Annotated in this window: 11 protein-coding genes and 2 tRNA genes; 4 read left to right on the forward strand and 9 right to left on the reverse strand. The window is 56.0% G+C overall.

The window, feature by feature from the left end:
* Window positions 1-20: 20 nt before the first annotated feature.
* The 4 genes from IM303_RS02515 to mdtK all read right to left on the reverse strand — a co-directional run bounded on the left by IM303_RS02515 (window position 21) and on the right by mdtK (window position 3419).
* Window positions 21-1616, reverse strand: a complete 1596-nt coding sequence (locus IM303_RS02515; RefSeq protein WP_193359551.1) for an FAD-NAD(P)-binding protein — start codon at window positions 1614-1616, stop codon at window positions 21-23.
* Between the two features lie 118 nt (window positions 1617-1734).
* A tRNA-Val gene (locus IM303_RS02520) sits at window positions 1735-1811 on the reverse strand.
* 4 nt (window positions 1812-1815) lie between these two features.
* A tRNA-Val gene (locus tag IM303_RS02525) sits at window positions 1816-1892 on the reverse strand.
* A 153-nt stretch (window positions 1893-2045) separates the two neighbouring features.
* The gene (gene mdtK, locus IM303_RS02530) at window positions 2046-3419 is read right to left on the reverse strand and encodes an MdtK family multidrug efflux MATE transporter (RefSeq protein WP_193359552.1); all 1374 of its coding nucleotides are present in this window, start codon (window positions 3417-3419) and stop codon (window positions 2046-2048) included.
* Between the two features lie 225 nt (window positions 3420-3644).
* On the opposite strand from mdtK, the gene IM303_RS02535 reads away from it, so the two are divergent.
* Window positions 3645-4286, forward strand: coding sequence for a riboflavin synthase subunit alpha (locus IM303_RS02535; RefSeq protein WP_192970967.1), 642 nt, complete (start codon window positions 3645-3647; stop codon window positions 4284-4286).
* 31 nt (window positions 4287-4317) lie between these two features.
* Here IM303_RS02535 and cfa read toward each other — a convergent pair whose 3' ends face one another.
* A complete protein-coding gene (gene cfa / locus IM303_RS02540; protein WP_193359553.1) occupies window positions 4318-5466 on the reverse strand; it encodes a cyclopropane fatty acyl phospholipid synthase in 1149 nt (382 codons plus the stop codon).
* A gap of 297 nt (window positions 5467-5763) precedes the next feature.
* Complete coding sequence (gene punC, locus IM303_RS02545) at window positions 5764-6954, reverse strand: purine nucleoside transporter PunC (RefSeq protein WP_028012889.1); 1191 nt, start codon at window positions 6952-6954, stop codon at window positions 5764-5766.
* Between the two features lie 114 nt (window positions 6955-7068).
* On the opposite strand from punC, the gene punR reads away from it, so the two are divergent.
* Window positions 7069-7980 (forward strand): DNA-binding transcriptional activator PunR, encoded by a 912-nt coding sequence (gene punR / locus IM303_RS02550; protein ID WP_028012890.1) that lies wholly within the window; start codon window positions 7069-7071, stop codon window positions 7978-7980.
* Between the two features lie 17 nt (window positions 7981-7997).
* Here punR and purR read toward each other — a convergent pair whose 3' ends face one another.
* A complete protein-coding gene (gene purR, locus IM303_RS02555; protein ID WP_008500597.1) occupies window positions 7998-9023 on the reverse strand; it encodes an HTH-type transcriptional repressor PurR in 1026 nt (341 codons plus the stop codon).
* Window positions 9024-9320: 297 nt separating this feature from the next.
* On the opposite strand from purR, the gene IM303_RS02560 reads away from it, so the two are divergent.
* Entirely contained in the window at window positions 9321-9410 is a 90-nt protein-coding gene (locus IM303_RS02560) for a YnhF family membrane protein (RefSeq protein ID WP_020688313.1), read from the forward strand.
* 163 nt (window positions 9411-9573) lie between these two features.
* Window positions 9574-10740 (forward strand): MFS transporter, encoded by a 1167-nt coding sequence (locus tag IM303_RS02565; RefSeq protein ID WP_041910346.1) that lies wholly within the window; start codon window positions 9574-9576, stop codon window positions 10738-10740.
* A 37-nt stretch (window positions 10741-10777) separates the two neighbouring features.
* Here the strand turns inward: IM303_RS02565 and sodB are convergent, their stop codons facing one another.
* Together sodB and IM303_RS02575 are read right to left on the reverse strand one after the other, a co-directional pair.
* Window positions 10778-11359: a superoxide dismutase [Fe] gene (gene sodB / locus IM303_RS02570; protein WP_049000847.1), complete on the reverse strand. Its 582-nt coding sequence runs from the start codon at window positions 11357-11359 to the stop codon at window positions 10778-10780.
* A gap of 122 nt (window positions 11360-11481) precedes the next feature.
* Window positions 11482-12255 carry a C40 family peptidase gene (locus IM303_RS02575; protein ID WP_047368407.1) on the reverse strand — a complete coding sequence of 258 codons (774 nt, stop codon included), beginning with the start codon at window positions 12253-12255 and terminating at the stop codon, window positions 11482-11484.
* Between the last annotated feature and the right edge of the window lie 66 nt (window positions 12256-12321).

Here is a 12321-nt window from a genome sequence, read left to right on the forward strand (position 1 = left end):
AGCAGGGCATGGAAGCCCTGTCAGTTCTCCACGTACGGTAACCGACGCCGTCTCCCCGAGGCAGGTTTTTCAGCCGCCTTCGCCATCGCCTCTGCAATCTCCGCACACTCCGCCAGCCCTTGAACGAAGGGTCTATCGTGCATCAGCCACGGTATCGCACCGAAAGCAATGCGCCCGCGAACCGTTTCAGGCGCTTTAAGCGTGTAATCCTCGCCAACGTCGGGTATCTCGTCGCCCGTCTCTGCCAGCTGTTTACGCAGCGTCGGGAAAGGCAAGTCCTTTGTTTTGAGCGGCTTTTGCCCGCGCGCGTCAATAAACACGTCGAAACGATAAACGCTCTCTTTGGTGGTAATTACCGTCCGATCGCTGCCGGCGTCGAGCGTGTAATCATCGCCAAGCGCCGCCACGCTAATGATGCCGGCCTCGCGAAGCGCAAGCAGCCTGCGGATAGACTGCGGCGGGATGGCGGCATAGTTATCGATAAACACGCGGGCGAGGCCCTGCTTAAAGCGCTCTCTGTCGTCGTCGTTGAGGTGGGGCACAATCTCCTGAACCACCTCATGCAGTCGAAGGACGGTATAGCGCCAGGCCACGGTGCGCCGTTCGCGTTTGTTGCGTTCAACCTCGCTGAGGTTCTCTTCCGCCCAGGTAAAGGGGCCGTGCCGTTTACGGTCCTCAAACCATGCCTCACGAAGGCTGTCGGCATCCTGGTTACGCAGAGAAATTTTCTCGCACCACGCCGGGTCAGCGAGCTCGAGCTCTTTCACCATCAGGGAAAATATGCGGTCAAGCAGGCCGTCCGATCCTTTGGCTATCTCGCGTTCAACCACGAATTCGGTCAATACCGACAGCGGTTCGTAAGGGATTGGACAGTAAAAATCGGCTTCAGGCAGAATGCCCGTGCGGGACATCAGCGTAATGTTTAACCCTTCGCTGCCCTTGTCGAGGAGGAATTTACCGTCACGAAACTCACCGTGCTGCATTACCACCGCCATAGCCGCGTCCAGACCGCTCAACGACGTTCCCATAATGCCCACGCGGCAAGGGGGAATGCTGGCGTCCATCAACCCCGACCACGGGCTGGGGAAGAACGTGCGCGTGGCTTCCTCCTCATCTGGCCAGACGTGGCCGGTGGCGATAACCGCCAGGTCGAACTGTTCGGGCAAAGTGGTGTCGTTGACGGAAAGCGTTACGCCGGTTGTCGAGGGGATGATGTCCGTTACCTTCGCGGATTCATGGACCGCAACCTGGAACCCCAGCTTTTTTGCCTCTTTCACGATTGAACGCAAGCTGTCGCGAAAATACTCTCCCAACAGGAGTCTGGGCAGGAACTGCCGGTCATGCAGGCTGGCTTTATCAACCTTAAAGCGCGCCAGATGGGTGTCGCTCTGTTCCTTGAGCCAGTCGAGGTAGGTCATAAAAATGGGCGGGATTTCTATGCTCGCAATGTTCGCCAGCATCAGCCGGGAATTATCGTCGTCGTTATAGGGCATGCCCACGCCGGCTTCATCGGCCTGTTCGAAGACGGATACGGAGAGCGGGGTGCTGTTATTAAGCAGATGATAAAAGGTGTAAATCCCTGTAGGGCCGGAGCCGATAATCGCGATATTCTTCATTGACGCGCTTCCTGTATTTATTCCATAAGAAAAGCGTAGCAGGAGAATAATGATGAAAATAAGCGATTAAGAAAATTCAGGGTAAAAGGAGAGAATTTGCACCATTTCAGGACTGAAATGGTGCGTCCGAGTGGACTCGAACCACCGACCCCCACCATGTCAAGGTGGTGCTCTAACCAACTGAGCTACGGACGCAGAATGGTGCGTTCAATTGGACTCGAACCAACGACCCCCACCATGTCAAGGTGGTGCTCTAACCAACTGAGCTATGAACGCAACGTGTTGTCGGTGACAACGGGGACGAATATTAGCGGCACAGCATCAAGGAGGCAAGAGGGAAAACGCATTTTTCTCTCTGATTTCACGCGATTGCTTCATTACCGCGCAAAGTGAAGAGAAAGTAGCCGCCAGCTGGCGGCTACTGCGTAGTTAACGCGCAGCGCGCTGCAAAATTACCGTTGACGGCTGGCGCTGCAGGAAGCGCATGCGCATCATCATCATGATCGCCGCCGACGTCAGTCCGATGATAAAGCCCATCCAGAATCCGGCTGGCCCCATGCGATCAACGACCAGATCGGTCAGCGCCAACACGTAGCCAGTAGGCAGACCCAGCACCCAGTAGGCGATAAAGGTAATAAAGAAGATCGAACGCGTGTCTTTATAGCCGCGCAATACGCCGCTGCCAATCACCTGAATGGAGTCAGAAATCTGGTAAATCGCGGCCAGCAGCATCAGGTGCGATGCCAGCGTGACGACCTCCGGATTATCGTTATAGAGCAGGGCAATTTGCTCGCGCAGCGCCACGGTAAAAAGCGCCGTGCAAATGGCCATGCAGACGCCAACGCCTAATCCGGTGCGCGCGGCGGTTTGCGCATCAAGCGTCGAGCCTTGCCCCAGGCGGAAACCCACGCTGATCGTCACTGCCGCGGCCAGCGACATGGGCAGAACAAACATCAGAGAGCTGAAGTTCAGCGCGATCTGGTGCCCGGCGACGTCCACAATGCCCAGCGGGGAGACCAGCAGGGCGACCACGGCAAACAGGGTCACCTCAAAGAACAGCGCAAGGGCAATCGGCAGCCCCAGCTGCACCAGGCGCGTCATGATGTTCCAGTCCGGCGTGCTGAATCTGTTCTCGTTACGAATATCGCGCATGGAGCGGGCGCGCTTCACAAAAGTAAGCATAGAGAAGAACATGACCCAGTAAACGGCGGCCGTCGCCACGCCGCAACCGACGCCGCCCAGCTCCGGCATGCCGAAATGGCCGTAGATAAAGATGTAGTTCACCGGAATATTCACCAGCAGGCCGATAAAGCCCATCACCATGCCGGGCTTGGTTTTCGCCAGCCCTTCACACTGGTTACGGGCGACCTGGAAAAAGAGGTAGCCGGGCGCACCCCAGAGCAGGGCGCGCAGATAGCCCACGGCTTTGTCTGCCAGCGCCGGGTCAATATTATGCATGGCGCGGATGATATGACCCGCGTTCCAGAGCACGACCATAATCAGCACGGAGACAAACCCTGCCAGCCAGAAACCCTGGCGGACCTGATGGGCAATACGCTCGCGACGACCCGAGCCATTAAGCTGAGCGATAACCGGGGTGAGGGCGAGCAGCAGACCGTGGCCGAACAGGATGGCCGGCAGCCAGATTGACGTGCCGATGGCAACGGCCGCCATATCGGTGGCGCTGTAGCCACCCGCCATTACCGTATCCACAAATCCCATTGCGGTCTGGGCCACCTGCGCGACGATCACTGGTATAGCCAGTGCCAATAGCTGGCGCGCTTCATTCATGTACTTCTGCACGTGAACACCTTTATTTTGTAGTTATATGAGAGACTAAAAAAGCCGCCGAAACGGGCAGCAAGAAGAAAATGCAGGGGGGTGCCAGCTATTGTAGCGGGCTTTAGCTATTTATCTAGTGAAAAAATCGCCAGAAAATGCGCTCCGCTGGCAACCTGTTTTTCCAACTGTTATTGTGGTGGGATTAAACGGTGTCACCACCGTCCGGAAAAAACAGGAGTTGTAAGCATGTTTACTGGTATTGTGCAGGGCACCGCCAAAGTGGTGTCCATTGATGAAAAACCTAATTTTCGTACTCATGTTGTAGAGCTGCCGGAATATATGCTCGACGGCATCGAAACTGGCGCCTCGGTTGCCCATAACGGCTGCTGCCTGACCGTCACCGAAATTAATGGCAACCAGATTAGCTTTGATTTAATGAAAGAGACGCTGCGTATTACCAACCTGGGCGAGCTGGTGGTGGGGGACACCGTCAACGTTGAGCGCGCGGCGAAGTTCAGCGACGAGATTGGCGGCCATCTGATGTCCGGGCACATCATGACCACCGCCGAAGTGGCGAAAATCGTCACATCAGAAAATAACCGTCAAATCTGGTTTAAAGTGCAGGACCCGTCATTAATGAAATACATCCTCTATAAAGGGTTTATTGGCATTGATGGGATTAGTCTGACGGTGGGAGAAGTTACTCCGACGCGTTTTTGCGTGCATTTAATTCCCGAGACGCTGCAGCGCACCACGCTGGGTACGAAAAAACTGGGGCATCGCGTGAATATCGAAATCGATCCGCAAACCCAGGCGGTTGTAGATACCGTTGAGCGCGTGCTGGCCGCAAAAGAAGCCGCAATAATTAAAGCTGTAGAAGAAGAATAAAAAATAACCCCGGCTGGCCGGGGTTATTTTTCTAGCGTGCGACCCGCAAGCCGTGTTCAATCCCACGGCTAAAAACAACCTGCCAGAGCTGAATATCTCGCGCGCGAAACGCCCCCGCGCAGGCATTCAGATAATAGCTAAACATCCGCTTGAATCGTTCAGAATAGTTGTCCGCAATTTCAGGCCAGGCTTCCTGAAAACGTGCATGCCACGCCATTAACGTGGTGTCGTAATCCGCGCCGAAGTTATGCCAGTCTTCCATCACGAAATGGGATTCGCTGGCGTTGGCAATCTGGCGTACGGACGGTAAACAGCCATTCGGAAAGATGTATTTGTTGATCCACGGGTCAACGTTATTGTCGGTCCGCTTAGAGCCGATGGTGTGCAGCAGGAAAATACCGTCCGGTTTCAGATTACGGTCCACCACCTCGAAATAGGTGTCGTAATTTTTCGGCCCGACGTGCTCGAACATGCCCACGGAAACGACCCGGTCAAACTGTTCGTTCAGATCCCGGTAATCCTGCAGGCGGATATCCACATCAAACCCCAGGCACCGCTCCTGCGCCATTTTTTGCTGTTCAGCGGAAATGGTGACGCCGACCACGCTGACGCCGTAGTGCTTCGCCATAAAATACGCCAGCCCGCCCCAGCCGCAGCCAATATCCAGCACGCGCATACCGGGCTGCAACTGCAATTTCTCGCTAATCAGGCGCAGCTTGGCCTGCTGAGCCTCTTCAAGCGTCGACGCCTCTTTCCAGTAGGCGCAGGAGTATTGCATGAAGGGGTCCAGCATGCGGCTGAACAGATCGTTGCCGAGATCATAATGCTCTTTGCCGACGATCCAGGCACGCTTTTTACTTTGCAGGTTAAAGAGACGGGCAGAGGCGACACGCAGGGTGTCTTTAAGATTACGGGGGAGCTGTTTTTCCAGACCAGCACGCAGCACGCTGGCGAAAAAAGTATCCAGCCGTTCGCATTCCCACCAGCCGTCCATATAGCTTTCCCCCAGGCCTAGCGACCCCTCGCGCAACACGCGTTTAAAAAAATCGGGATGTTTAACCTGAGGATCCGATGGGGATGATCCGTTGATAGTGATGCCTGCCCGACCTAACAGTTCACTGACGATCCGGGACCAGTTATCGTCCGGAACGCTGACTTCTTCTATACACGATGAACTCATAGCTTCTCCATCACCCTACTGTGATCAGAACCTTAAAACAGCGTAGACGCTTTTTTGGTTTGTGAGAAATCTCACGGTAAATACCGCGAGGCTAGTATCCGACGTAGAACAGAGGAAGGGAGATAACCCTTGCCGAAATGCCTTCCATGGTAAAACGGGAGCACTCCGGCTCCCGTTAACACATAATATTTATCGTATTTAATCGAACCAAATTTAGTATAGGCCTCAAAATTTGGTGATTCAATAGAAAATTCTTAGCAACCTAATCACTGAAAATTAACATAGTTTCTGGCGCGATTAGGCATGCGAGGTTTCTACCTGCGTGCTCTCATCCTGCGCGGAAGCCTGCATGCGATAGCCTATGACGGCCAGCGCAACGGTAGCCAGCATCACGCTGGTTGTCGTCAGCAGCGGCGTGGCAATCAGCGCGGAGACCACCAGGCTTGCCAGGAAGCACAGCCCCAGCTGCAGGGTGTTCTGCAGCGCAGCCGCGCGGCCTGTCGCCTGCGGGAACGGACGCAGTGCCTGCGCCACAACGATAGGGTAGATCGCCCCGTTCGCGATGGCCATCACGCAGAATGGAATCAATATTTCGGCCAGACCCGCGCCCGGAATAAAGCCAACGGCCCAGGTGCCAATGACGCTCAGCGCATAGAGCACCAGCAGCCACGGCAGCATCTGCTGGCCTTCCCATTTTTGCAGCGCCGCGCGACAGCCGTACCCGCCCACCAGGAACGCGATGGTCTGCGGAACGTAGCTCAGGCCAATGGCCGCCGGGCTATAGCCCATATCGTGCAGAATAAACGGCGAGCCGGTCAGCCACGCGAAGAAGCTCGCCGAGCAGGCGGCATAGATCAGAACGTTGCCGCGATACGCTTTCGCGCTCAGCAGGGAGGTGAAGGTAATCGGCTTCGCGTCTGCGGGCGCCTCTTTTTTATGCGCGGGCTTGAGGGCGAACGCCGGCAGCATCAGCACCAGCGTAATGGCAAACAGCGTGGCAAAGATGGCCTGCCAGTCAAAGTGCGCGAGGATCCAGCTTCCCAGCAGCGGGGCGAGGGCCGGTGAGAGCCCCACCAGCGGCATGATGGTGGCGAAAATACGGTTAGTGCGGTTCGCGGGGTAGTAGTCGGTGACCAGCGCCTGCCAGGTCACGGCCGCGGCACAGACGCCGACCGCCTGAACAAACCGCAGCACCAGCAGCCAGGTGGCATCGCGAACCCATAGCATCCCCAGGCAGCCCACGGCAAAAATGGCCAGCCCCAGCAGCAGCACCGGTTTACGCCCAAAACGATCCGAAAGCGGTCCCCAGAGCAGCTGTGCGAAGGCAAAACCGGCCAGGAACAGGCTCAGGCTGGCGCTGATGGCGGCGGCAGGGGTTTGCAAATCTTCCTGCATGGCGGCAAACGCCGGCAGGTACATATCGGTGGCCAAAAAGCCCAGCACGCTTAAGCCGCCGAGCCAGACTAAAAAACCTTTCCTGGGTTGCACTGTTTTATTCTCCTGAGGAGGCAGGTATATGTTGGCGCTGAGTGTAGGGAGTGCAAAGCCGCTTGTGAAACGCTAATATTTGGCGGGTGCATTCAAATTTTTTGCAGGCAGAAAATGTGGTCAGATTATTCTCTTGAAGTGGTCGATGCTGTCGCGCGTAACGGCAGCTTTAGCGGAGCGGCGCAGGAGTTGCACCGCGTCCCTTCAGCCATCAGCTATACGGTGCGACAGCTTGAGGAATGGCTGGCGGTACCGCTGTTTGAACGGCGGCATCGTGATGTTGAATTAACGCCCGCAGGGGCATGGTTTTTGAAGGAAGGGCGTTCTGTTATCAAAAAAATGCAGATCACCCGCGAGCAATGCCAGCAGATCGCGAACGGCTGGCGGGGGCACCTTTCCATTGCGGTGGATAACATCGTTAAGCCCGAGCGCACCCGGCAGATGATTGTCGATTTTTATCGGCATTTCTCTGACGTAGAACTGCGGGTCTCGCAGGAGGTGTTCAACGGCGTCTGGGATGCGCTGGCGGACGGCAGGGTAGAGATGGCGATTGGCGCGACCCAGGCGATCCCGGTCGGGGGACGTTACGCCTTTCGCGATATGGGGATGCTGAGCTGGAAATGCGTGGTGGCAAGCGATCATCCGCTGGCGGCGACGGAAGGGCCGCTGAGCGACGATACGCTGCGCAGCTGGCCGTCGCTGGTGCTGGAAGATACCTCCCGCTCGCTGCCGAAGCGAATTACCTGGCTGCTGGACAACCAGCGGCGGGTTGTCGCCCCCGACTGGGGATCATCGGCGACGTGCCTCAGTGCCGGGCTCTGCGTAGGCATGGTGCCCGCCCATTTTGCACGTCCGCGAATCGACACCGGTGAGTGGGTTGAGCTAACGCTGGAGAATCCGTTCCCGGATGCGGCCTGCTGCCTCACCTGGCAACAAAATGATGTCTCGCCGGCGATGGCCTGGCTGCTGGACTATCTGGGGGACAGCGAAACGCTTAACCGGGAGTGGCTGCGGGAGCCAGACTGACTGGCTCCGCAATGAAATTAACGACGGTAGTCGCGGAACGGGCCATCCGCAACGGAACGGCGTTCGATGAGGCGAGGGTGAACTTCAATGGACTGCGACTCTTCACGCTTGTTGACGATCCTGTCCAGCAGCATATTGAAGGCGGTTTCACCCAGTGAATCTTTCGGCTGGTGAATGGTGGTCAACGCTGGCGTGAAGAAGCGCGCGTTGCGCACGTTGTCATACCCGATCACGGAGATGTCCTGCGGTACGCGCAGACCCAGCTCGTCGGCCGCACAGAGGGCGCCCATCGCCATGATATCGCCCCCGCAGAAGACGGCGGTTGGACGGTGCGGCTGGGAGACGATCTGCTGCATCGCGCGGTAGCCTGATTCCGGCTCAAAGTCGCCCTGCACGATCCAGTTTTCCGGCACGGTGATTAGCGCTTCTTCCATCGCTTTCATAAAACCAGCCAGGCGGCCCGCGCCGGTGTTGCGTTCCAGCGGGCCCGGGATCACGCCAATCTCGCGGTGGCCGCGTTCGATCAGATAACGGCCCGCCATGTAACCGCCTTCGAAGGCGTTATCGATAACGGAGTCGGTGAAGTCGGCGCGCGCTTCGCCCCAGTCCATCACCACCATAGGGATATGGCGATACTCTTCCAGCATCGACAGCACGGATTCCGGGTACTCTGAACACATCACCAGCAGGCCGTCCACGCGCTTTTGCGCCATCATCGACAGGTAGGCGCGCTGTTTTTCAATGCTGTTCCAGGCGTTGCCGAGAATCAGGGTATAGCCTTTCTGGAAGCAGTTTTTTTCTACCGCTTCAATGATCTCGGCAAAATAGGCTGCTTCGCTGCTGGTCGCCAGCAGACCAATAGACTTGGTGTGATTAACCTTGAGGCTGCGCGCAACCGCGCTTGGCGAGTAGTGCAGCTCTTTGATCGCTGCCCAGACGGCGTTGCGCGTCTCTTCCGCCACAAAACGGGTTTTGTTAATTACATGTGATACGGTTGTAGTGGAAACGTTTGCGCGTTTTGCTACGTCTTTAATTGTTGCCATTAAATGTCACTCCAGACCATATCCTAAACTCCTGAAAAACTTGAAGGTAAACGTTTGCCTTCTCTCACCCTTATCACGCAATTTTGAATTGCGGCACGCCGGGAAAACGACACGGGACGTCAGGAGGGGGTCAATGGCCGGTACGCTAATAAATTTAGCGTGGAATTTTGGCCTATCTTGATGAAAAGGGGAAGAGGTAAAGTGTTTATCAGCTTAAATCCAGGAAGATTTTTGACGTAAACTGTGCAAAAATGAGCAAGCTCACTTTTCGTGGGGGGATTAAAAGGAGAAAAATTGATGAGTTCCGATCTGAAGTTTTCGCTGTTCACCACCGTTATTGTGCTGGCGCTGATTGTGGCGGCTGGCCTGACGGCTGCGCTGCATTGATTTACGCGGGGGGAGAGCCTTCTCCCTCCCGAACGCTCCGATTGTTACTTCTCTGGCAAAAATCTTTTGCCATTTTGTTAACTTCTCATTTTTTGTGATTGATGTCATGCTTTCCGCTTCTTTGTTCTGTGTCACCACATGACACGGCATCCGGAGTTGACGCATGAAAATCAATTTTCCCCTGCTGGCCCTGGCGATTGGCGCTTTTGGGATTGGCACCACTGAATTCTCCCCGATGGGGTTACTGCCCGTTATCGCCCGGGGCGTGGACGTCTCGATCCCGGCCGCCGGGATGTTAATCAGCGCCTACGCCATCGGCGTGATGGTGGGAGCGCCGCTGATGACGCTTTTGCTTTCGCACCGCGCGCGCCGCAATGCGCTGATTTTCCTGATGGCGATTTTCACCCTGGGCAACGTGCTTTCGGCCATTTCGCCGGATTACACCACTCTGATGCTGTCGCGCATTCTGACCAGCCTCAACCACGGTGCCTTCTTTGGTCTGGGCTCGGTCGTGGCCGCAAGCGTGGTGCCAAAACACAAGCAGGCCAGCGCCGTGGCCACCATGTTTATGGGGCTGACCATCGCTAACATCGGCGGTGTTCCTGCGGCAACCTGGCTGGGTGAGGTCATTGGCTGGCGGATGTCCTTCCTGGCGACGGCCGGACTGGGCGTGGTCGCGATGGCGGCGTTGTTCTTCTCCCTGCCAAAAGGCAGTGCGGGTGAACGCCCTGATGTACGCAGAGAGCTGTCGGTGCTGATGCGTCCGCAGGTACTTTCCGCGCTGCTGACCACCGTGCTGGGGGCAGGAGCGATGTTTACCCTCTACACCTACATTTCGCCGGTCTTACACGACATTACCCACGCAACGCCACTCTTTGTTACCGCGATGCTGGTGCTGATTGGCGTCGGCTTCTCGATTGGCAACTATCTCGGCGGGAAATTTGCTGACCGTTCCGTGAGCGGCACGCTGAAGGGCTTTTTAACCCTGCTGATTGTCATTATGGTCGCGATCCCGTGGCTGGCGCAGAATGAATTCGGCGCGGCGATTGCGATGGTTGTCTGGGGCGCTGCCACCTTTGCCGTGGTGCCGCCGCTGCAGATGCGCGTGATGCGTGTCGCCCATGAGGCGCCGGGTCTCTCGTCTTCCGTGAATATCGGGGCGTTCAACCTCGGCAATGCGCTGGGCGCCGCCGCCGGAGGCGCCGTGATTTCAGGCGGTCTGGGGTACAGTTTTGTGCCGGTGATGGGGGCGATTATTGCCGCGCTCGGCCTGCTGCTGGTGATGATGTCCGGCCGTAAACAGCCTGAAGCGGTTTGCACGGCTGAATAAGCAAAAACGCAGAAGGGTTACCCCTTCTGCGTGTCTCTTACGCGGCGAAATTCTTCGCGACAAATTCCCAGTTAACCAGAGCCCAGAAGTGCTCCAGGTAGTTCGGGCGCGCATTGCGGTAATCAATGTAGTAAGCATGTTCCCACACGTCCACTGTCATCAGCGGCGTAGCGCTGGTGGTCAGCGGGGTGCCCGCGTTAGACGTGGACACGATAGCCAGTTTGCCATCCGCCTCTTTTACCAGCCACGTCCAGCCAGAACCGAAGTTCTTGATGGCGGCATCGGTAAACTTCGCTTTAAACTCTGCAAAGCTGCCAAAGGCGGCGTTGATGGCGGCTGCCAGTTCACCGGCAGGTTCGCCACCGGCATTCGGCGCCAGGCAGTGCCAGTAGAAAGTGTGGTTCCACACCTGAGCCGCGTTGTTAAAAACGCCACCCTCTGAGCTGCGAACGATCTCTTCCAGCGTTTTGCCTTCAAAATCGGTGCCCTTGATGAGGTTGTTCAGGTTAGTGACGTACGTCTGATGATGCTTGCCGTAGTGGTATTCCAGGGTTTCCGCAGAAATGTGCGGTGCCAGGGCGTCTTTTGCATACGGTAGTGCAGGTAATTCGAACGACATTGCTTCTCTCCTTATTGTATTTTGTGTTGCCAATAACCCTACAGACAACAAGGACAGGATAGCAAATTGAAAGGGTATGCAAAAGAGGAACTTACCCTGCCGCAGATGCGGCAGGGCAGGGATTAACGAATGGTTTTTGGCGTCATGACGCGACGCGCGCCGACGTAGTGACGTACCCAGTAATCTTCACTGAGCGAGGTGATCTGAATGTCCTGACCGCTGCGCGGAGACTGGATGAATTTCCCGTTGCCGACGTAGACGCCCACGTGGTCAGCCGTACCGCGACCCTGAGTGCGGAAGAAGACCAGGTCGCCGTTTTCCAGCTCCCCCCGGTTAACCGGTGACGCATCGCGCAGGTGATACATCTCATTGGCGGTACGTGGAATACGGAATTTAACCAGATCTTTATAAGCGTAATAGACGAGGCCGCTGCAGTCGAAACCGGTACGCGGCGAACTGCCGCCCCAACGATAAGGTTTGCCAATCTGCCCCATCAGTTTATTCATCGCGGTTTTTTGCGCTTTTTGCACACGCACTTTATGCACATCCGCCAGCTTTGTTACCTTCGTGCATTTTGCTTTATGGCCTTTACGGGTAATGCATTTTTCTGTAACGAGGTTAGCGGCGGTCTGCGAAGCTTTATTTTTGGCGGTGCGGGTAGTGCGGGAAGATTTTGTTTTCGTCTTGCTGGAAGCGGTTTGTTTAGTCTGAGCGGTGGTTTTTTTCTTGTCGTTCTTGTTGCTGGTTTTTTTCTTACGTTCTGTGGCTTTCACCAGATGGCTTTTTTGTACAGCAGATTGCCGCGCCTGCTGAGAGGCGTTTGCCGCTGGCGTTAACGTGAGAGATGTAAACAGTAAAGCACAGAGCGTGATCGAGATTTTAGTTATCCGCGCCACTGGGCAGTCCCCTGATATATGCAGGTCATCAATAATACCCGCGTGTGATTTACAAAGCCCGTCGAT

This window comes from Enterobacter cloacae complex sp. P38RS (assembly GCF_014930775.1).
GTDB classification, from domain to species: domain Bacteria; phylum Pseudomonadota; class Gammaproteobacteria; order Enterobacterales; family Enterobacteriaceae; genus Enterobacter; species Enterobacter bugandensis.

What these genes read in the sequence shown, in the direction of transcription:
- IM303_RS02515 (WP_193359551.1), bottom strand. Translation starts at nt 1,616, where the DNA reads ATGAAGAATATCGCGATTATCGGCTCCGGCCCTACAGGGATTTACACC.
- IM303_RS02535 (WP_192970967.1), top strand. Translation starts at nt 3,645, where the DNA reads ATGTTTACTGGTATTGTGCAGGGCACCGCCAAAGTGGTGTCCATTGAT.
- cfa (WP_193359553.1), bottom strand. Translation starts at nt 5,466, where the DNA reads ATGAGTTCATCGTGTATAGAAGAAGTCAGCGTTCCGGACGATAACTGG.
- punR (WP_028012890.1), top strand. Translation starts at nt 7,069, where the DNA reads ATGTGGTCAGATTATTCTCTTGAAGTGGTCGATGCTGTCGCGCGTAAC.
- purR (WP_008500597.1), bottom strand. Translation starts at nt 9,023, where the DNA reads ATGGCAACAATTAAAGACGTAGCAAAACGCGCAAACGTTTCCACTACA.
- IM303_RS02560 (WP_020688313.1), top strand. Translation starts at nt 9,321, where the DNA reads ATGAGTTCCGATCTGAAGTTTTCGCTGTTCACCACCGTTATTGTGCTG.
- IM303_RS02565 (WP_041910346.1), top strand. Translation starts at nt 9,574, where the DNA reads ATGAAAATCAATTTTCCCCTGCTGGCCCTGGCGATTGGCGCTTTTGGG.
- sodB (WP_049000847.1), bottom strand. Translation starts at nt 11,359, where the DNA reads ATGTCGTTCGAATTACCTGCACTACCGTATGCAAAAGACGCCCTGGCA.